Raw genomic sequence first — 18,841 nt, forward strand, 5'->3', positions numbered from 1 at the left:
GCGCGGCGCCCGGTGCGACGCTTCACTGCTTGGCGACCAGCACCAGTCGGGTCTGCGACTTGCGATCGTGCCAGGCGAGCTTGTCACCGTCGAACAGGCTCCACAGCAGCCCCAGGCCGACCGGCAGCAGGCTGACGAAGGCCCAGCCGAAACGCTTGATCGCCGCGCCGGTGGTCAGCGGCTGGCCCTCGTCGGTGAGCACGCGCAGGCGCCAGGCGCGCATCCCCAGGGTCTGACCGCCGTGGGTCCAGAAATAGACGAAGAAGGCGCCGACCACGGCCACCAGGATCAGGCGCATCAGGTTGAGCGCCAGGGCGTTGTGGTAGTAGTCGCTGCCGGTGATCAGCCCATAGGGGATGGAGACGAGCCCGGTGGCGATCATCAGGATGCCGACCAGCAGCAGGCCGTCGTAGCAGATCGCGCCGAGACGTCGCAGCAGGGAAGGGGTCTGGGCGCGGGTGATATCGAAGTCCATGGTGTCCATTGGTGTGTTTTGGTTGTTTGAGTTGAGTTGCCAAGCTTGAAGCGGATCGTCATTAAACCATTTTTGTTCCGTCTGTTGCGACGCGTGCCGATGCCACTGATCTCGATCGTGGTGGGGCTGACGGCGGGGCTCGTGGTGTGGGCGATGCTCGAGCAGATCCAGAGTCGGCAGGTCAACAAGATCTTCGGCCAGGAGCTCGAGGCACAGCTCGAACTGCGCGCCCGCGAGAGCCTGATCCGCTTCGATCGCTATCTCTCGAGCTATGCCGCCACCACCCGGCTGCTGGCCAACTATCAGCGTCTCTCGGAGTATCTGGAGCCCTTGTTCTGGTCGCGCGAGACGACCGACCCGCCAGTGCTCTACAAGGAGTTCCGCCCGCACTGGCTGCCCGACTTCTTCGAGCGCGACGCCCTCAGCCCGCCGAGCCATGTGCTGCTCACCGATGTCGAGGGTCGGGTGCGCGAGCTCTATCAGGCCGGCGAGCGCCCGGTGCCCGAGCGTCTCGCCGTACAGGTGCCCTCCAACCTGCTCGACACCCGCGAGGTGCGCACCGTGATCGATCGTCTCGGCGAGCAGCTCTATCTGATCGTCAGCGACTCGGTGATCGACGCCGGGGGCTACGACATGGGACATCTGGTGGTGCTGGTGCCGGTCGACGACGACTTCCTCGCCGCCTCGCAGCGCGGTGTCGACGTCGGTCGCGCCGCGGTGGCGCTGGTCGACGGCGACGACCAGCGCATCGTCGCCAGCCTCGATACCGCGAGCCTGCCGCCGGGCACCACGCTCGATCGTTGGCACGCGCTCTACGTCATCACCTCCCAGACCCTGCCCGAGTACGAGGGCGCCGATTCCAATCTGCTGTTCGCCACCTTCGTCTCGCAGGCGGCGGTGGAGAAGATGTCGCGCCACGTGAGCATCTTCGAGCGGCGCCAGCGCGGGATCGCCGCGGCGGTGTTCATCATCGTCTTCACCGCGGTGATCTATCTCGTCTCCTCGAGGCTGAACAAGGTGCTCAAGCGGATGACGCGCTTCTCCCAGCGCGCCCTCGGCATCGCCGAGCCCGGCTTCGACTACCATGGCGGCAACCAGCTGGTGCTGCTCGAGGAGTGGATCCAGCACTTCAGTCAGCTGGTACTGGCCGCGCGCGACGAGATGAACCGTCGTCATCAGGCCGAGATGCGCGAGAGCGAGGCGCTCAAGGCGGCGATGATGGAGGCCTCGCTCGATGCCATCGTCACCCTCGACCACGCCGGTCACGTCATCGAGTTCAACCCCGCCGCCGAGCGTCTGCTCGGCCATCGTCGTCAACATGCGTTGGGGCTGGTGTTCGTGCGCGACTGTCTGCCCGAGACCGCACGCGAGGGCTTCAGCGTGTTGCTCGAGCGCTCGCGTCGTCCCGACGCCGGACCCCAGGGGCGCGGCGAGCTGCGCGCGCTGCGCGCCGACGGCGAGCAGGTGCCGGTGGAGATCTCGATCGCCCCGATCGTGCTCGAGTCCGAGCGGTTCTACACCCTCTATATCCACGACATCACCGAGCGCAAGCAGGCCGAGCAGGAGATCAAGGGGTTGGCGCGCTTCGCCAGCGAGAGCCCCAACCCCATCCTGCGCGTCACCGCCAGCGGGCTGCTGGTCTATGCCAACAACGCCTCGCGTCCGCTGCTCACCGCCTGGGCAGCGCAGCCCGGCGACCTGCTCCCCGAGCCGTGGCGCGCCGAGGTCGCCCAGGCGCTCGATGACGCCGAGCAGCGCGAGTGCGAGCTCGAGGTCGCCGGTCAGCTGTTCTCGCTGCTGTTCGCGCCCATCGCCGACCTCGGCTATGTCAACATCTACGCCCGCGACATCACCGCGGTGCGCCGTGCCGAGCAGGAGTCGCGCCAGCACCAGGCCGAGCTGGTCCATGTCTGTCGTCTCAGCACCATGGGCGAGGTGGCCACCGGCATGGCCCATGAGCTCAACCAGCCGCTCGCGGCGATCGTCAACTATGCCAGCGGCTGCACGCGGCGGCTGCAGGGCGGGGCGGGCGAGACCGAGGCGCTGATCGGCGCCATGGGGCAGATCACCGCCCAGGCGCAGCGCGCCAGCGAGATCATCCGCCGGCTGCGCGCCCTGGTCGGCAAGCAACCGCCGATCCGCGCCCAGGCCGATCTCAACCACCTGGTGCGCGAGGTCTGCTCCTTCGTCGAGTTCGAGACCCGGCGCCTGGATCTGGCGATCGCGCTGGCGCTGGCCCCCGAGCCGATCCCGGTGCGGGTCGATCTGGTCCAGGTCGAACAGGTGCTGCTCAATCTGGTGCGCAACGCGCTCGACGCCCTCGAAGAGGTCGACGCGTTCACGCGGCAGCTGAGCATCCGCACCTGGCAGGAGGGCGGCGAGGCGCGGGTAGCGATCCGCGACAGCGGCCCGGGCATCGTCCCGGAGCGCATCGAGGAGCTGTTCGACGCCTTCGTCACCACCAAGGAGAGCGGCATGGGGATGGGGCTGGCGATCAGCCAGACCATCATCGAGAATCACGAGGGCCGCATCTGGGCCGAGTCGATGCCCGGGCGCGGTTCGACCTTCTTCATCGCGCTGCCGCTCGCCGCCGCCGAGGCGGAGGAGACGGCGCAGCAACCATCGCAAGTTGGGAATAGCAATGCATCATGACGCGACCGTGTTCGTCGTCGACGACGACCAGGCCATGCGCACCTCGTTGCAGTGGCTGATCGAGTCCACGGGGATGTCGGTACAGACCTTCGAATCGGCCGACGCCTTCCTCGCCAACCACTACCCGGGGCGCGCCGGCTGCCTGCTGCTCGACGTGCGCATGCCGGGGATGAGCGGGCTGGAGCTGCAGAGCTATCTCGCCCGCGAGGGTTACCGTCTGCCGGTGATCCTGATCACCGGCCACGGCGACGTGACCATGGCGGTCAAGGCGATGAAGGCCGGCGCCTTCGACTTCATCGAGAAGCCCTTCCACGACGAGGACCTGCTCGACAGCATCCGCAACGCCCTCGACTACGACGAACGCCATCGCGCCTCCCAGGCCACCCGCGCCCAGATCGCCATGCGCCTGGCCGAACTCACCCCGCGCGAGCACGAGGTCATGGCGATGGTCACCGACGGCAAGTCCAACAAGGAGATCGCCGCCGCGCTCGGCGTCAGCGCCAAGACCGTCGAGGCCCACCGCGCCCGGGTGATGGAAAAGATGCGCGCCGGCTCACTCGCCGAACTCGTCCGCATGGCCCTGATCGCCGCCCCCGAAGCGACGCTCTGAGCGTCTGTGTCGGGTTAACCGTCGACGAGCGTCGCTGGCTCGTCGATGGGGCGGTGGACGGACGGTTGACCCAAGCCGCCAGCCGCCAGCCGCCAGCCGCCAGCCGCCAGCCGCCAGCCGCCAGCCGCCAGCCGCCAGGATTGAACCGCAAAGCCGCGAAGCACGCAAAGTGAGTGATGTGTGATGTCGGCGTGAGGCCACAGGCGGCGCGGGTCTGCGCCCACTGGCGGCTGATCGCTGACGGCTGGCGGCTTATTCCCCTTTGCGTCCTTGGTGTCTTTGCGGTTCGAACCAGCTTCCAGCGATCAGCCTCCAGCCGCCAGGATTGAACCGCAAAGCCGCGAAGCACGCAAAGTGAATGATGTGTGATGTCGGCGTGAGGCGCAGGCGGTGCGGGTCCGCACCCACTGGCGGCTGATTGCTGACGGCTGGCGGCTTATTCCCCTTCGCGTCCTTGGTGTCTTCGCGGTTAAGTCTTTCCGGCTGGTGGCTGGTGGCTGGTGGCTGTCCGCTACTTGCGCCCGACGAAGCGGTAGTAGGGCACGCGCAGGCCGGGGAGGTAGGGGACCGGGGCGAGGTGTTCGTCGAGCTGGTGGTCGGGGAGGTGGTCGCGCAGCCAGCGCAGCGGCTCGGGGCTGGGGTGGACGCCGTCGTGGGCGAACCAGCGGGGCCAGAAGGCGCGGGCGAGGGTGCCGTGGCGGGCGTTGCCGGGGCCGCCTCGGGCGTCGGAGATGTAGAAGTCGACCACCCCCAGGGTGCCGCCGGGGCGGAGCATGGCGAGGGCGTTTGCGAGCACCGCCCGCCAGTTGGGCATCATCGTCAGCGAGTAGGCGCAGTAGACGCAGTCGACCGGCCCCTCGGGGCGATAGTCGGCGGCGTCGGCTTCGATCACCCGCACCCTGGCGAGGCCGGCGGTGCGCCGGCGTGCCTCGTCGAGCAGCGCCGGACAGAGGTCGACGAGGTCGATCCGGCCGAGGCTGTCGAGCCGTTCGCCGAGATAGAGCAGGTTGTGCCCGGTGCCGGCGCCGAGTTCGACCAGATACGCGCCGGGCGTCGGGTCGAGCGCGGCGATCAACTGCGCGCGCCCGTGCAGCAGGCGCTCGCGGAAGCGGTCGTAGTGTGCCGCCTGGGGGGCGTAGAAGTGCTGTAGCCGTTCGGCGTGCGAGCCCTGGCGACGCTGGCCACGCAGCAGGTGGAGGAGGATGCGCGCGTCGCTGCCGATCATGCGCGCACGTCCGCGATGTGGAAGCCGGCGTAGGTGTGTACGCGGTCGAGGCGGTTGAGCGCGGCGGCGCGCTCGGGGTGGAAGCGCAGACGCTCGCTCAAGCGGGTACGCTCGGGACCGAGTTCGAGCCGTTCGAGATAGCGCGGCGCGACATGGGCGCTGCGGAAGATGATCCGCGCATCGGCGCTGGCGCGGTCGAGGATCGCCTGCCACTCCTCGGCGAGCGCCTCGGGGTGGTAGGAGCTCATCCAGTCCATGTGATCGAGCAGCACGTACCTGGAGATCGACTCGTCGGTGGCGTGGAGGAACTCGGTGACGGTGCAGGTGTGCGGCACGATGCGCTCGACCAGCCCGGCCTTGAGCGCGGCGAAGTTGTCGCGCTTGAGATACTCGGGGCAGCACGCCGGGGTGTAGCGACCGCGCAGATAGACCGACCAGAAGTAGTTGTCGGCGATCGGCAGTTGGCGCAGCACGTATTCGAGCGCCTCGCGGATGAACCCGGCGACGCCCTGGGCGTGCTGTGCCTGGACCTCCTTGCGCTGTGGGTGGGGGACGCCGAGCAGGCTCATGGTGAGCTGGCGCGAGAGCGTCCAGTTGAGCGCCGGGGTCCAGAACAGCGGCTGGACGCGGGTGTCGTAGATCTCGCGCTGATGATCGAGATCGGCGCTGGCGAACAGCGCGCGCACGCTGTCGGCGAGCCGGGGCCGGGCGCGCAGATAGGCGTGGAAGAGCCGTGCGACGATGCCCGACAGGCCGTGGAAGTAGAAGCTGCCGTCGGGGTTGCCGAACCAGGCCGCGCGCCGGTCCCAGAAGGCGCGGGCGAAGGGCGAGAGGGTCTGGCGCAGGGCGTCGTGGTAGAGGTCGCGGAACGCCGGGTGGTAGCCGTGCCCGAAGACGGCGAAGAAGTCGTCGAAGTCGAGTGCGCGGATGCCGGCGAGCTTGAGTTCGAGCAGTGCGTTCTGGCGCGGGTTGGCGTCCACCGCGTGGATCCGTCGCGGCCCGGTGAGGGCGTAGTCGAGCACGTTGCAGCCGGCGCTGGTGATCACCAGCAGGGTGTCGTCCGGGGTCAGCTCGAGGGCCAGCCGGTCGACCGCCGGGTCCTCCCAGCAGGTGTTGTAGACCAGGGCGCGCGAATAGATGGCGTCGAAGACCCGTTGGTCGATGCGGTCGGCGAGTGTCGGTGCGGTTTTCAAGCGTGGGCTCCAGGCGGGTGGACCGGATCGGGTTTTCGCAATGCGTGTTCACGCAGGTCGCGTCAGGATAGATTGGGGAAGTGACCGTGGCGTGGCGCGTCCGCGACGGGACGGTTGCGGATCGATTGCGGCGGGATTGCCCCGCCCCTGCGACCACCCTCGGCCAGATCGGTTTGATCGGCGGGCCGGGGCGCTCAATAATGATCTGTCAACCATTGGAATTCGCGGAGATACGAACGATGTCCGAAAAGGCCCCCTGGATCACCTTCCGGCCTGAACTCAAGGTCCTCGACTGCACGGTTCGGGACGGGGGGCTGGTGAATGCCCATCGCTTCGACGATGCCTTCGTCAGCGCCGTCTATCACGCCTGTATCGATGCCGGGATCGACTACATGGAGATCGGCTACAAGAACTCGAAGCGGGTCTTCCCCAAGGACAAGTTCGGCCCCTGGCGTCACTGCGACGAGGCCGACATGCGTCGTATCGTCGGCGACCACGACGCCGAGAAGACCGGGCTCAAGCTCGCGGCCATGGCCGATGCCGGCAAGAGCGACTGGGAGCAGGACCTGGTGCCGGCGGCCGACAGCCCGCTGTCGATGATCCGCGTGGCCTTCTATGCCCACCAGGTCTCCGAGGCGGTGGACATGATCCACCACGCCCACGAGCTCGGTTACGAGACCACCGCCAACCTGATGGCGGTCTCCAACATCACCGAGGAGGAGATCGACAAGGTCCTCGAGGCCGTCTCCCACACCCCGGCCTCGACCATGGTCATCGTCGACAGCTTCGGCTACCTTTACCGCGAGCAGATCGACCGGCTCTACCACAAGTACACCGATGCGCTCGCCGGCAAGGGCATGGAGATCGGCATCCACGCCCACAACAACCTGCAGCTGGCCTTCGCCAACACCATCGAGGCGATCATCCTCGGCTGTAACCGCGTCGACTCGACCATCTACGGCTTCGGCCGCGGCGCGGGCAACTGCCACACCGAGCTGCTGCTCGGCTTCCTGCGCAATCCCAAGTTCGACGTTCGTCCGATCGTCGAGGTGATCCAGAAGTACATGTTGCCGCTGCGCAAGGAGCTCGACTGGGGTCCTTCGCTGCCCTACAACCTCACCGGTCAGCTCAATCAGCACCCGCGCTCGGCGATCGAGTGGCGCGAGGGTCCGACCCCGGAAGACTTCCTCGGCTTCTACGACAAGCTCGTCGCCGAGATCTGAAAGGCACGGGGCGCGGCCGGTCGCGCCCGCGACATGGCGGCCTTCGTCAAGGTGATGACCTAGCCTGTTCGCGGCGCCGGCCCTCGGGCCGCCGGCCGACGCCCCAAGGGGCCCTGCGATCGCCCCGCCATCCGGCCTCTTGCCAGACGGGCGCGATCGCGCTACACCATCGACTCCGATCCCGAGCGCGCGCGCCCTCTCCGGGGCGCGCCACCTGGTCCCTGTGTATCTTCTCGGAGTCTCTCTCCATGTCCGACCAAGCGACCCTGATCCTGGGTGACGCGCACCACTCACTGCCCATCGTCACCGGCAGCGCCGGCGAGCGCGCGCTCGACATCCAGACGCTGCGCGCCCGCACCGGGCTGATCGCACTCGATCCGGGCTATGCCAATACCGGCAGCTGTCGCAGCGCCATCACCTATATCGACGGCGAACGGGGCATCCTGCGCTATCGCGGCATCCCCATCGAGCAGTTCGAGCACAGCCCGAACTTCGTCGAGGTCGCCTGGCTGCTGATCTTCGGTCATCTGCCCAATGCCCGCGAATACGCCGACTTTTCCGCCGAACTGACCGCCTGCGCCAACCTCGACGAGGGCATGAAGCATCACTTCGAGGGCTTCCCGCGCGCCGCACCGCCGATGGCGATCCTCTCGGCGATGATCAACGCGCTCTCCTGCTTCCACCCCGAGCTGTTCGAGCTGGAGGACGAGCAGCGCTTCCGCGCCGCCGCCGCCGGGCTGATCAGCCGTATCCGCACCATCGCCGCCTACGCCTATCGGCACTCCATCGGGCGGCCCTATATCTATCCCCACCCCGAGCAGCGTTATGTGCCCAACTTCCTGCACATGATGTTCTCCGACCCCTATGCCGAGTACGTCTGCGAGCCGCTGGTGCGCGACGCGATCAACCTGGTGCTGCTGCTCCACGCCGATCACGAGCAGAACTGCTCGACCTCGACGGTGCGCATGGTCGGCTCCAGCCAGGCCAACCTGTTCGCCGCCTGTGCCGCCGGGGTGTGCGCGCTGTGGGGACCCTTGCACGGTGGCGCCAATGTCGCGGTGCTGCAGATGCTCGAGGAGATCCATCAGGGGCGGATCACCCCCGAGGAGTACGTGCGTCTGGCCAAGGACCGCGACAGCAAGGTGCGGCTGATGGGCTTCGGTCACCGGGTCTACAAGCAGTTCGACCCGCGCGCGCAGATCCTCGCCCGGGTGGCCGAGCGGTTGCTCGCCCAGCTCGGGCGGCGCGATCCGCTGCTCGACATCGCCCGTCGGCTCGAGGAGATCGCGCGCGAGGATCCCTACTTCGTCGAGCGCCAGCTCTATCCCAACGTCGATTTCTACAGCGGCATCATCCTCCGCGCGGTGGGCATCCCCACCAACATGTTCACGGTGATGTTCGCGATGGGGCGGCTGCCGGGCTGGATCGCCCACTGGTGGGAGCAGGCCGGCGCGGGCGGGCGCATCGCCCGGCCGCGTCAGCTCTATGTCGGACCCGAGTCGCTCGACTATGTGGCGATGGGCGAGCGCGACTGAGTCCGGGAGTGAGGGACGCGGACCCGCCGGGTCCGCGTCGGGCTCAGGCCGCCACCGGGCTCGGCTGGTGGCTGAGACAGCCCTTGGGACAGACCCGCGAGCAGGAGGCGCAGCCGATGCAATCGAGCGCATCGGCGAGATTCATGACCATGCCGGGCGCGTCGTCGAAGTCGTCGTCATCGTCCTCGATCTCGTCGAGATCGAGTTCGTCGCGATCGATCAGCTCGAAGACCTCGCGGGGACAGACCTTGTAGCAGCGGCCACAGCCGATGCAGCTGGTCTGGTCGATGGTGATGACGAACGACGGTGTCCACTCGACCCCGCCCCGGGTGATACCGGTGATGACAGTCATGGTGCAGTGCTCCCAATCCGCGGCTCTCGACCGGCCGCGCGGTACGGTTGGCGCGATCGGCGCCGGGCCGGTCGCGTGTTGATCCTCGATGATCGCGACGGGGTCAGGCCCCGTCGGCGGCCTTGAGTCTGGCGTCGGCCTCGGCCCACGCCAGACAGGCGTCGTAGGTGGCCTGGGCGAGCGCCGGCAGCTCGGCATAGGCGCCGGGCAGGCGCTCCTCGACCAGATCGTGCAGCTCGGCGGCGCGCTCGTTGGCGATGCGCTTGGCCTTGCGCGCGGCGCGCTCGAGCCCCTGACGGTGTTGTGGATCCATGGTCTCTGTCTCGTCTGTGTCAGGGCGGCTCAGAGTCCGGCGACCTTGGGGTGTTCGCCGATCAGCTCGATGGCGACGGAGAGATACTTGTCGGCCTCGTCCTTCATCCGCGACAGGCTGGGGAAGCCGAAGCGGTGCACGTCGCGCAGGGTGCGGTCGAGCACCACCAGCTTGCCGGTGGTGATCAACACCCGACCGAAGCCCTCGTGACTGAGGTGCACCAGGGGCACCGCCATCAGCCCGCACTCGGCCTCGATCAGCGCCGCGATGGCGTTGTAGAAGGCCTTGACCCGCTCGACCACGATCTCGTCGGGATCGCCGACGATGGGGATCTCGCGGCGCATCTCCTTGGTGAGCACGAAGGGTTCGAGCAGGTCGGCGTTGGCGAGGTGCTCGTACTGGCCATAGGCGTCGAGCGCGCGCATCTGGCGCACCATCTCGACCATGAAGTCGCTCTCGAGCAGCCCGCGGGTGGGCAGTGGCGCGGCTGGGGTGTCGCTCATCGTGTTCTCTCCTGCTGGGATCTGGGGGGTGGGGTCAGGACAGGCGGCGTAGCACCACCGGGCGTGGCGCGTCGCGCCCGAGCCGCTCGGCCAGCCACAGCCCGGCGCCGAGTGCCAGCAGCGCGCCGCCGAGCGTGGCCCACAGCGGCAGCGCGAAGCGGGTGCCGGCCCAGGCGGTCGCGGCCAGCGCCAGCAGCGGCAGCAGATAGGCGAGGGTGGCGGCGCGCAGCAGCCCGGCGCCGGGGATGCCGATCACCACCGACTCGCCGGGGCTGAGTCCGAGCGGGTCGTCGATGACGATCTGCCGGCCGCGTCCGCGGCGTCCTGTCGTGGCGCCGGCGCAATAGCCCGACTGGGCGCAGCCGGAACAGGCGCTGGCGTTGCCGGGCGCGACCCAGGCGCGTGGCGGGGCGCTCGCGGTCACCACCGCGACGGTCTCGATCATTCGCTCCATCCCTCGGCCTCCATCTGGTCGACGCGTGCGTGTTGCGCTTCACCGCGCCTGGGCGGGGCGAGCGCGCGCGCCAGCCAGGGGCTGGGCCGCCCGCGCAGCTCGCCCTGCAGGGCGGCGATCTGGGCGCGGATCCGGGTGCCGTGTGGGACCTTGACCGGCTGGACGCCGACGGCACGGAGCTGCCTGACCGCCGAGGCGCCGATCGCCTCGCAATAGACGGCGAGACAGCCCTCGAGCGCGGCGATGCGCTCGCCGAGCTTGTCCTCGTTGCCGTCGAGCACGCCCGTCTTGAACTCGATGACCTCCAGCAGCCGGTGGCTGGTGCGGTCGACGCCGTGGATGGTGAAGGCCCGGGCGGCGCCGAAGTGCTGGTCGATCCGCGCGCGATCGCTGCTGGCGAAGGCCACGCGCAGCGGGTGCTCGGTCGTTGCGGTGGCGCTCTCGAGCAGCCTCAGTCGTCGTTGCATCCGTGCCTCCCGGCCAGGCCGCCGTGCGTTCGTGCTCGGACCACTGCTTGAGGTGCGAGCGATAGGGATGGAGCTCGCCGCGCTCGCGTTCGAGCGCCAGGTTGGCGAGTTCGAAGCGGGTGTCGCGAGTCCAGCGGTCGCCGATCCAGGTGCGGTGGCAACCGTCGAGCCGATCGGGTTGCGGGAAGCCGTTGCGCAACAGCGCGATGCCGAGCCGTGCGGCGCTCTGCGCGCCGTGGGCCTTGGTCACCAGCAGCTCGGCGCGCGGTCCCGGCCTGTCGTCCGAGGTCCTCGAGATCGCCGGTGCGGATCTCGGCGCACCGGGCGCGGACGAGCACCGGGACATTGCCCGGGGCGACCGCGGTCATGGTCTCGGCGCCGACCCCGACGAGCAGCTCGGTCCAGCCGACCAGCAGGTCGGCGGCGGTCGCTCCCGGCTTGGGTCGCGCGCATCCCGACTTGCTCTTGTGGTTGTGCGCGCAGGCCGGCGCGTCGAGCAGCGCGGCGATCTCTCTCTGCTTCATCGGTCACTCCTGGCGAGATCCTCTTGCAGGAGAGTGGGAAGCACGGAGTGTGCCGTATCCTAACCACATGAATCGAAAGCGTAATCGTCGCGGCCGCTGCACTGTGCTGTAGGACACTCGACGTCTTTGCGGGGTTTGCGACAAGGCGACGGGGAAGTCAGCCGCCAGCCTTCAGCGACCAGCCGCCGGTCAGCGCGTGTCTCTGACGGCGATGGTGGGGTCGGGCACCCACTGGCGGCTGGCGGCTGGAAGCTCGTCGCCGTCCCTCAGCCGTTGAGCTGTGGTGGTGCGCTCGGAGGCTCCTCGGGCTGAGCGGGGAAGGGGCTGCGATAGGCGTGCAGGTGCAGCAGTCGTCCCTCGGCGATCAGTGCGCCGCCGCTCAGCCCCGGCGCGGCCAGACGCAGCAGTTCGCTGTCGGCGCCGAGCGGCAGGGGCATCACCGGGGCGCTGCTCAGGGCGTCGAGCAGGGTGCCGGGGTTCTCCGGCCGGGGACGCCGGAGGGTGAAGTTCAGGCACTCGATGGCATCGAGCGCATAGCTGGCGATGATCCGCGGCAGCAGCTCATGGAGGATGGCCGGATGGGCGAAGAGCTCGAAGCCGCAGACCCGACCATTGATGGCGAGGATGGCGCCGATCTGGTCGGGTCGCGGCGGCAGGGCCGCGACGTATTGCGCGATGAACTCCGCATACTCGTCGTAGAGCGCCTCCAGGCCGGGGCGCGCCGGATCGTCACAGTCCATGCGCGCGCGCTTGTGCGCAACCTCTTCCCACAGCTCCTGTGGCCGTCCCGGATAGGGGGGCTCGCCGAACAGTCGGGTGCTGAGCCGCGCGGCGCTGCGCGCGCGCGCGCTGGCGAACAGCAGCTGACCGGAGGATCGGGGGCGGTTGCCCGGTTGCTGGGCGGATGACCGTCCGAGCGGCGAGAGGGCGAGCCCGATGGTGCTGCGTGGCGGTACCAGCAGGCTGTGATCGAGGACCTGATCCCGCGCTGCGCCGCTGAGCGACTCGCCCTCGAGCAGCAGCAGCGGACGCGTGCTCTGGTTGTCGAGTCTCGCCCCTGGCGATTGGGCGCGGGCGTCGTGCGTCTGCAGGTGCGCCTGACCGGTCTTGATCGCGGCGCTCAGGGTGAGATGGTCGGGTGCGCTCGGGCGCGGGTCGCAGATCGGGGTGAGGCCGATGTTGAGATGATGCAGCGGGTCGCCGAGGGCGAGCGCCGGGAGATGGTGATGGAGCCTGTCCATGAAGGCGTTCTCCTTGTGCCGGAAACACTTGATGTCCTGACTTCGGCCAGATGCGGCGGTCGTCTCCTTCCTGAGAGCGTGCCGGGCAGGGGCGCACGGGCCCCGGTCTTCGCATCCGGTATGCAGCTGTCGACCCAGGTCTCCGCGGCGGGACGCTGGAGACCGGGGCCTTGGTTGAGCAGGGCGCGGGCCGCTTCGGCAGCGCCCTGGGCGCCCAGTGTATGACGATCGGGGTGGGTATCCTGGGAGATGCGTCGATTTATTGCGTTTACGCAATACCGCGGCGGGTCGCATGCATCCGTGTCGGGGATTGTGGTGGCGTCGGTTGGCTCAGCGGGGACGCCTTGCGGTCCTGCGACGCGCATTCGAGCGACGGCCTGTGGCCGGCAGGTCGAGCACGCGAAAGCATCCGGGCTCGAGACCGTCGAGCCGCCACTGGCCGATGGCCATGCGCACCAGACGCAGGGTGGGCAGCCCGACGGCGGCGGTCATGCGCCGCACCTGGCGGTTGCGGCCCTCGTGGATGGCGATCTCGATCCAGGCGGTGGGCACCGACTTGCGAAAGCGCACCGGCGGCTCGCGCGGCCACAGCGCGGGCTCGGCGATGGCGCGCACCCGTGCCGGACGGGTCGGGCCGTCCTTGAGGGTGACGCCGGCGGCGAGTGCGTCGAGTTGTGCGGCCTCCGGGGTGCCCTCGACCTGCACCCAGTAGGTCTTCCAGGCCTTGTGTCGGGGGTGGCTGATGCGGTGCTGGAGCTGGCCGTCGTCGGTGAGCAGCAGCAGCCCCTCGCTGTCCTTGTCGAGCCGCCCGGCGGGATAGACGCCGGGCAGCGGGACGTGGTCGCCGAGGGTTGGGCCCTCGCCGGAGAACTGGCAGAGCACGCCGTAGGGCTTGTTGAGCAGGATCAGTCGGGACATCGGATCAATCACGCTCCAGGGCGGCGCGCACGCACTGCAGCACGCCGTAGTCGAACTCACCGCCGAGGGCCTCGTGGAGCGCGCGCAGCGGGCTGATGGCGTTCTCGGGCAGCGCGGCGAAGGCCGTCTCGATGCGCTTCAGGCTGGCCGCGTCGAGCCCGGTGGCGGTGGCCGCGTCGAGCTCGCCGGCGGCCACCGCGCGGGCGAGATGACCGTGGATGGTGCGCGGCTTGAGACCGCGGCGCGCGGCGATGGTGGCAACATCGGCGCCGGTGCGCACCAGCGTCAGGGTCTCGCGCTCGCTGTCGCCGAGCCCGCGCGGTGCGCGGGGCCGGGGCGTGGCGCGCGGTGGCGGCGCAGCGGTGCCCTCGGGGCGGCCGTGTTCGGCGGCATGGGCCCCGAGCACGGCGAGCAGTCCGGCGCCGAAGCGTTCGAGCTTGGCCTCGCCGAGCCCGCTGATGCGTGCGAGTTCGTCGAGATCGCGCGGGCGGTGGGCGAGCAGCTCCTGCAGGGTAACGTCGTTGAAGATCACATAGGCCGGGACGTTGTTGGCCTGGGCCAGTTCGCGACGATGGCCGCGCAGCGCCTCCCACAGCGCCTGGGCCTCGGCGTCGCGCGGCGCGGTCTCGACGGCGCCTTGGCGGGCGCGCTGGGCGCGTCGCGGCTCGGGGTCGCGGCGCAGCTCGATGCGGGCCTCGCCGCGCAGCAGCGGGCGGCTGCGCTCGGTGAGGCGCAGCGCGCCGTGGCCCTGGTGGTCGACCTCGACCAGCCCGGCGGCGACCAGCTGGCGATAGACCGAGCGCCACTGCGCCGCGCCGAGTTCCTGGCCGATGCCGTGGGTACTCACCCGGTCGTGACCGAAGCGGCGGATGCGCTCGTTGTCCTTGCCGAGCAGCACGTCGGTGAGATAGGCGCTGCCGAAGCGCTGGCCGGTGCGATAGATGCACGAGAGCGCCTTGCGCGCGGCCTCGGTGCCGTCCCAGGTGTCGACCGGCTCGAGACAGGTGTCGCAGTTGCCGCAGGGCTCGGCGAGGTGCTCGCCGAAGTACTCGAGCAGCACCTGACGGCGACAGGCGATGGTCTCGCAGTAGCCGAGCATGCCGTCGAGCTTCTGTCGCTCGATGCGCTTGAAGCGTTCGTCGGCCTCGGAGTCCTCGATGATCCGTCTGAGGGTGACCAGGTCACCGATGCCGTAGGTCATCCAGGCATCGGCGGGCAGGCCGTCGCGCCCGGCGCGGCCGGTCTCCTGGTAATAGGACTCGAGGCTCTTGGGCAGGTCGAGATGGGCGACGAAGCGCACGTCGGGCTTGTCGATGCCCATGCCGAAGGCGATGGTGGCGACCATCACCACCGCCTCCTCGCGCAGGAAGCGGGCCTGATGGGCGCGGCGCTGCTCGGCGGCGAGCCCGGCGTGATAGGGCAGGGCGGTGAAGCCCTCGGCGGCGAGGAAGGCGGCGGTCTCCTCGACGCGCTTGCGCGACAGACAGTAGACGATGCCGGCGTCCTGGGGGTGTTCGCGGCGGAGGAAGTCGAGCAGCTGCTGGCGCGGGTTGGCCTTCTCCACCACCCGGTAGCGGATGTTCGGGCGGTCGAAGCTGGAGACGAACTGGTGCGCCCGCTCCAACCCCAGGCGCGAGACGATCTCGGCGCGGGTGGGCGCATCGGCGGTGGCGGTGAGGGCGATGCGCGGCACCTCGGGCCAGCGCGTGTGGAGCAGCCCGAGCTGGATGTACTCGGGGCGGAAGTCGTGCCCCCACTGCGAGACGCAGTGCGCCTCGTCGATGGCGAAGAGCGCGATGCGCGCCTCGCCGAGCAGAGCGAGGAAGCGCTCGGTGAGCAGCCGCTCGGGGGCGACGTAGAGCAGATCCAGGGTGCCTGCGCGCAGCGCCTCCTCGACGCCCTGCGCCGCCTCCGGGTCGAGGGATGAGTTGAGATAGGCGGCGGCGACGCCGAGCTGGCGCATCGCGTCGACCTGATCCTGCATCAACGCGATCAGCGGCGAGACCACGATGGCGGTGCCGGGGCGCAGCAGCGCCGGGATCTGATAGCACAGCGACTTGCCGCCGCCGGTGGGCATCAGTACCAGCGCATCGTCGCCGTCGAGCAGGCGGTCGATGATCTCGGCCTGATCGCCGCGGAAGCGCTCGTAGCCGAAGACGCGGTTGAGGATCTGCAGGGGTGTCTCTTGCACCTGGGAATGGACTCCTCGCCGGCCTCGGTGTGCCGGCGTCGTGTGAAGCGGGTCTCGGCTACCAGCCGCGCGCGAGCAGCGGGGCGAGGAAGCGCCCGGTGTGCGAGCGCGGTTCGGCGGCGATCGCCTCGGGGTTGCCGGTGGCGACGATCTCGCCGCCCTTGTCGCCGCCCTCGGGGCCGAGGTCGATGATCCAGTCGGCGGTCTTGATGACGTCGAGGTTGTGCTCGATCACCACCACGGTGTTGCCCTGGTCGCGCAGCCGGTGGAGCACCTCGAGCAGCTGGCGCACGTCGTGGAAGTGCAGCCCGGTGGTCGGCTCGTCGAGGATGTAGAGGGTGCGCCCGCTGCCGCGTTTGGCCAGCTCGCGACTGAGCTTGACGCGCTGCGCCTCGCCGCCGGAGAGGGTGGTGGCGCTCTGACCGAGGCGGACATAGGCGAGGCCGACGTCGACCAGGGTCTGCAACCGGCGCTGGATCAGCGGGATGGCGGCGAAGAACTCCAGCGCCTCGGCGATGGTGAGGTCGAGCACCTCGTCGATGCGCTTGCCCTTGTAGCGGATCTCCAGGGTCTCGCGGTTGTAGCGTCGGCCCTGGCAGGTGTCGCACTGGACATAGACGTCGGGGAGGAAGTGCATCTCGACGCGGATCAGCCCGTCGCCCTTGCACGCCTCGCAGCGTCCGCCCTTGACGTTGAAGCTGAAGCGCCCCGGGCCATAGCCCCGGGCACGCGCCTCGGGGACGCTGGCGAACAGCTCGCGCACCATGTTGAACAGCCCGGTATAGGTCGCCGGGTTGGAGCGCGGGGTGCGCCCGATCGGGCTCTGGTCGATGTCGATGACCTTGTCGAAGTGCTCCAGCCCCTCGATCGCGCCGTGCGGGCGCGGGCGCAGGCTGGCGCCGTTGAAGTGACGCGCGGCGACCGGGTAGAGGGTGTCGTTGATCAGCGTCGACTTACCCGAGCCCGACACCCCGGTGACGCAGCACAGGGTGCCGACCGGGATGGCGACATCGACCGCGCGCAGGTTGTTGCCGCGCGCGCCGAGGATGCGCAGCTGGCGCTCGGGGTCGGGGGGGTGGCGCTGTGTCGGGATGGCGATGCGCTCGGCGCCGCTGAGATAGCGTCCGGTGAGCGAGGCGGGATCATCGGCGATCTCCGCGGCGCTGCCCTGGGCGATCACCCGACCGCCGTGGGTGCCGGCGCCGGGGCCGAGGTCGACGACCTGGTCGGCGGCGCGGATCGCGTCCTCGTCGTGTTCGACCACGATCACGGTGTTGCCGAGGTCGCGCAGATGGGTGAGGGTGCGCAGCAGCCGGGCGTTGTCGCGCTGGTGCAGCCCGATCGAGGGCTCGTCGAGGATGTAGAGCACCCCGACCAGCCCGGCGCCGATCTGGCTGGCCAGGCGGATGCGCTGGGCCTCGCCGCCGGAGAGGGTGTCGGCGCTGCGCTCGAGGGTGAGGTAGTCGAGTCCGACATCGACCAGGAAGCGCAGCCGGGTGGCGATCTCGTCGATCACCTTGGCGCCGATCTCGCCGCGTGCGCCGGCGAGCCTGAGCCCTTCGAAGAAGCGCAGCGACTCGCCCACCGGCAGCGCGGTCAGCGCCGGCAGGTTGTACTCGCCGAGAAAGACGTGACGCGCCGCCTGGTTGAGTCGCGAGCCCTGACAGGCGGGGCAGGGCTGGTGGGAGAGATAGCGCGCCAGCTCCTCGCGCACGGTGTTCGACTCGGTCTCGCGGTAGCGCCGCTCCATGTTGCGGATCACCCCCTCGAAGGGGCGCTCGCGCCCCGGGCCGCGCTCGTTGGGCAGGCGTACGCGAATGCGCTCCTCGCCGCTGCCGAACAGCACCCGCTCGCGCACCGTCTCGGGCAGCTCGCGCCAGGGGGTCTCGACGTCGAACCCGTAGTGCGCGCCGAGCGCGCGGATCAGCCCGAAGTAATAGGCGTTGCGCCGGTCCCAGCCGCGCACCGCGCCGCCGGCGAGGCTCAGCTCGGGGTGGATCACGACCTTGTCGGGGTCGAAGAACTGCTCGATGCCGAGACCGTCGCACTCCGGGCAGGCGCCGGCGGGGTTGTTGAAGGAGAAGGCGCGGGGTTCGAGCTCGGTGATGCTGTAGCCGCAGTGCGGGCAGGCGAAGTTGGCCGAGAAGGTGAGCAACGGCTGATTGGGCGCGTCGAGGGCGACGAGGCTGGCGACGCCCTCGGTGAGCGCCAGCGCGGTCTCGAAGGACTCGGCCAGACGGCTGGCGAGGTCGGCGCGCACGCGGAAGCGATCGACCACCAGGGCGATGTCGTGTCGGCGCTTGGCATCGAGCGCCGGCAGTGCGTCGAGCTCGTGGATGGCACCGTCGATCAGCGCGCGCACGAAGCCCTGGGCGTGCAGCTCGCCGAGCAGGCGCTGGTGGTCGCCCTTGCGGTTGCGCACCACCGGGGCGAGCAGCATCAGCCGCTCGCCCTCGGGGCGGGCGAGCACCTGATCGACCATCTGGCTGACCGTCTGGGCGGCGAGCGCCACGCCGTGGGTGGGGCAGCGCGGCTCGCCGGCGCGGGCGAAGAGCAGGCGCAGATAGTCGTAGATCTCGGTGATGGTGCCGACGGTCGAGCGCGGGTTGTGCGAGGTGGTCTTCTGCTCGATCGAGATCGCCGGCGAGAGCCCCTCGATGTGGTCGACGTCGGGTTTGTCCATCACCGAGAGGAATTGCCGGGCATAGGCCGAGAGCGACTCGACATAGCGCCGCTGACCCTCGGCGTAGAGGGTGTCGAAGGCGAGTGAGGACTTGCCCGAGCCCGATAGCCCGGTGAAGACGATCAGCCGCTCGCGCGGCAGATCGAGGTCGATCCCCTTGAGGTTGTGGGTGCGTGCGCCGCGGATGCGGATGGTGTCCATGGGCTGGCCGCAGAGGTCTCGATGTCGATGGCGGGCGACGCGATCGCCGTCGCGCCGATGGTCCGGCCTGCGCCGGCCCGG

The 18,841-nt window shown here is 69.5% G+C and carries 16 protein-coding genes; 4 read left to right on the plus strand and 12 right to left on the minus strand.

Annotated elements, in window-relative coordinates; all coding sequences use genetic code 11:
* Window positions 1–22: 22 nt before the first annotated feature.
* Window positions 23–475 carry an RDD family protein gene (locus EBL85_RS07785; protein ID WP_223806095.1) on the minus strand — a complete coding sequence of 151 codons (453 nt, stop codon included), beginning with the start codon at window positions 473–475 and terminating at the stop codon, window positions 23–25.
* A 99-nt stretch (window positions 476–574) separates the two neighbouring features.
* Here EBL85_RS07785 and EBL85_RS07790 point away from each other — a divergent pair, with 99 nt between their 5' ends.
* Together EBL85_RS07790 and EBL85_RS07795 are read left to right on the plus strand one after the other, a co-directional pair.
* Entirely contained in the window at window positions 575–3,127 is a 2,553-nt protein-coding gene (locus tag EBL85_RS07790) for an ATP-binding protein (protein WP_123142591.1), read from the plus strand.
* Complete coding sequence (locus EBL85_RS07795; protein WP_062271942.1) at window positions 3,117–3,737, plus strand: response regulator transcription factor; 621 nt, start codon at window positions 3,117–3,119, stop codon at window positions 3,735–3,737. The genes EBL85_RS07790 and EBL85_RS07795 overlap by 11 nt, the downstream gene beginning before the upstream one ends.
* 511 nt (window positions 3,738–4,248) lie before the next feature.
* Here the strand turns inward: EBL85_RS07795 and EBL85_RS07805 are convergent.
* Window positions 4,249–4,962, minus strand: coding sequence for a class I SAM-dependent methyltransferase (locus tag EBL85_RS07805; protein ID WP_123142592.1), 714 nt, complete (start codon window positions 4,960–4,962; stop codon window positions 4,249–4,251).
* Window positions 4,959–6,155 (minus strand): DUF3419 family protein, encoded by a 1,197-nt coding sequence (locus EBL85_RS07810; protein WP_123142593.1) that lies wholly within the window; start codon window positions 6,153–6,155, stop codon window positions 4,959–4,961. Before EBL85_RS07810 ends, EBL85_RS07805 begins: the two co-directional genes overlap by 4 nt.
* Window positions 6,156–6,394: 239 nt before the next feature.
* Here EBL85_RS07810 and EBL85_RS07815 point away from each other — a divergent pair, with 239 nt between their 5' ends.
* A complete protein-coding gene (locus EBL85_RS07815; protein ID WP_062271937.1) occupies window positions 6,395–7,378 on the plus strand; it encodes an aldolase catalytic domain-containing protein in 984 nt (327 codons plus the stop codon).
* Window positions 7,379–7,626: 248 nt separating this feature from the next.
* Window positions 7,627–8,913, plus strand: coding sequence for a citrate synthase (locus EBL85_RS07820; protein WP_123142594.1), 1,287 nt, complete (start codon window positions 7,627–7,629; stop codon window positions 8,911–8,913).
* A 43-nt stretch (window positions 8,914–8,956) separates the two neighbouring features.
* On the opposite strand, the gene fdxB is transcribed toward EBL85_RS07820, so the two are convergent.
* The 9 genes from fdxB to uvrA form a co-directional block, all read right to left on the minus strand.
* On the minus strand, window positions 8,957–9,265 hold the full coding sequence (fdxB, locus tag EBL85_RS07825) for a ferredoxin III, nif-specific (protein ID WP_123139639.1): 309 nt from the start codon (window positions 9,263–9,265) through the stop codon (window positions 8,957–8,959).
* Between the two features lie 103 nt (window positions 9,266–9,368).
* Window positions 9,369–9,578, minus strand: a complete 210-nt coding sequence (locus tag EBL85_RS07830; protein WP_062271915.1) for a CCE_0567 family metalloprotein — start codon at window positions 9,576–9,578, stop codon at window positions 9,369–9,371.
* 29 nt (window positions 9,579–9,607) lie between these two features.
* Window positions 9,608–10,081: a NifX-associated nitrogen fixation protein gene (locus EBL85_RS07835; protein ID WP_123139640.1), complete on the minus strand. Its 474-nt coding sequence runs from the start codon at window positions 10,079–10,081 to the stop codon at window positions 9,608–9,610.
* A gap of 34 nt (window positions 10,082–10,115) precedes the next feature.
* Entirely contained in the window at window positions 10,116–10,535 is a 420-nt protein-coding gene (locus EBL85_RS07840) for a SoxR reducing system RseC family protein (protein ID WP_123142595.1), read from the minus strand.
* On the minus strand, window positions 10,523–11,002 hold the full coding sequence (locus EBL85_RS07845) for a NifB/NifX family molybdenum-iron cluster-binding protein (protein WP_123142596.1): 480 nt from the start codon (window positions 11,000–11,002) through the stop codon (window positions 10,523–10,525). Before EBL85_RS07845 ends, EBL85_RS07840 begins: the two co-directional genes overlap by 13 nt.
* A 790-nt stretch (window positions 11,003–11,792) precedes the next feature.
* A complete protein-coding gene (locus tag EBL85_RS07855; RefSeq protein WP_123142598.1) occupies window positions 11,793–12,767 on the minus strand; it encodes an ARPP-1 family domain-containing protein in 975 nt (324 codons plus the stop codon).
* Window positions 12,768–13,097: 330 nt separating this feature from the next.
* Complete coding sequence (locus EBL85_RS07860; protein ID WP_123142599.1) at window positions 13,098–13,685, minus strand: pseudouridine synthase; 588 nt, start codon at window positions 13,683–13,685, stop codon at window positions 13,098–13,100.
* Between the two features lie 4 nt (window positions 13,686–13,689).
* On the minus strand, window positions 13,690–15,876 hold the full coding sequence (gene recQ / locus EBL85_RS07865) for a DNA helicase RecQ (protein ID WP_123142600.1): 2,187 nt from the start codon (window positions 15,874–15,876) through the stop codon (window positions 13,690–13,692).
* 58 nt (window positions 15,877–15,934) lie between these two features.
* Window positions 15,935–18,760 (minus strand): excinuclease ABC subunit UvrA, encoded by a 2,826-nt coding sequence (uvrA, locus tag EBL85_RS07870; protein WP_123142601.1) that lies wholly within the window; start codon window positions 18,758–18,760, stop codon window positions 15,935–15,937.
* Window positions 18,761–18,841: the final 81 nt, after the last annotated feature.

The sequence above is a fragment of the Marichromatium sp. AB32 genome (assembly GCF_003718675.1).
In the GTDB taxonomy this organism is placed as follows: domain Bacteria; phylum Pseudomonadota; class Gammaproteobacteria; order Chromatiales; family Chromatiaceae; genus Marichromatium; species Marichromatium gracile.

Bases quoted from the DNA above. Each gene is read 5' to 3' on its own strand.
- EBL85_RS07785 (WP_223806095.1), bottom strand. From the start codon at position 475: ATGGACTTCGATATCACCCGCGCCCAGACCCCTTCCCTGCTGCGACGT.
- EBL85_RS07790 (WP_123142591.1), top strand. From the start codon at position 575: ATGCCACTGATCTCGATCGTGGTGGGGCTGACGGCGGGGCTCGTGGTG.
- EBL85_RS07795 (WP_062271942.1), top strand. From the start codon at position 3,117: ATGCATCATGACGCGACCGTGTTCGTCGTCGACGACGACCAGGCCATG.
- EBL85_RS07805 (WP_123142592.1), bottom strand. From the start codon at position 4,962: ATGATCGGCAGCGACGCGCGCATCCTCCTCCACCTGCTGCGTGGCCAG.
- EBL85_RS07815 (WP_062271937.1), top strand. From the start codon at position 6,395: ATGTCCGAAAAGGCCCCCTGGATCACCTTCCGGCCTGAACTCAAGGTC.
- EBL85_RS07820 (WP_123142594.1), top strand. From the start codon at position 7,627: ATGTCCGACCAAGCGACCCTGATCCTGGGTGACGCGCACCACTCACTG.
- fdxB (WP_123139639.1), bottom strand. From the start codon at position 9,265: ATGACTGTCATCACCGGTATCACCCGGGGCGGGGTCGAGTGGACACCG.
- EBL85_RS07830 (WP_062271915.1), bottom strand. From the start codon at position 9,578: ATGGATCCACAACACCGTCAGGGGCTCGAGCGCGCCGCGCGCAAGGCC.
- EBL85_RS07835 (WP_123139640.1), bottom strand. From the start codon at position 10,081: ATGAGCGACACCCCAGCCGCGCCACTGCCCACCCGCGGGCTGCTCGAG.
- EBL85_RS07840 (WP_123142595.1), bottom strand. From the start codon at position 10,535: ATGGAGCGAATGATCGAGACCGTCGCGGTGGTGACCGCGAGCGCCCCG.
- EBL85_RS07845 (WP_123142596.1), bottom strand. From the start codon at position 11,002: ATGCAACGACGACTGAGGCTGCTCGAGAGCGCCACCGCAACGACCGAG.
- EBL85_RS07855 (WP_123142598.1), bottom strand. From the start codon at position 12,767: ATGGACAGGCTCCATCACCATCTCCCGGCGCTCGCCCTCGGCGACCCG.
- EBL85_RS07860 (WP_123142599.1), bottom strand. From the start codon at position 13,685: ATGTCCCGACTGATCCTGCTCAACAAGCCCTACGGCGTGCTCTGCCAG.
- uvrA (WP_123142601.1), bottom strand. From the start codon at position 18,760: ATGGACACCATCCGCATCCGCGGCGCACGCACCCACAACCTCAAGGGG.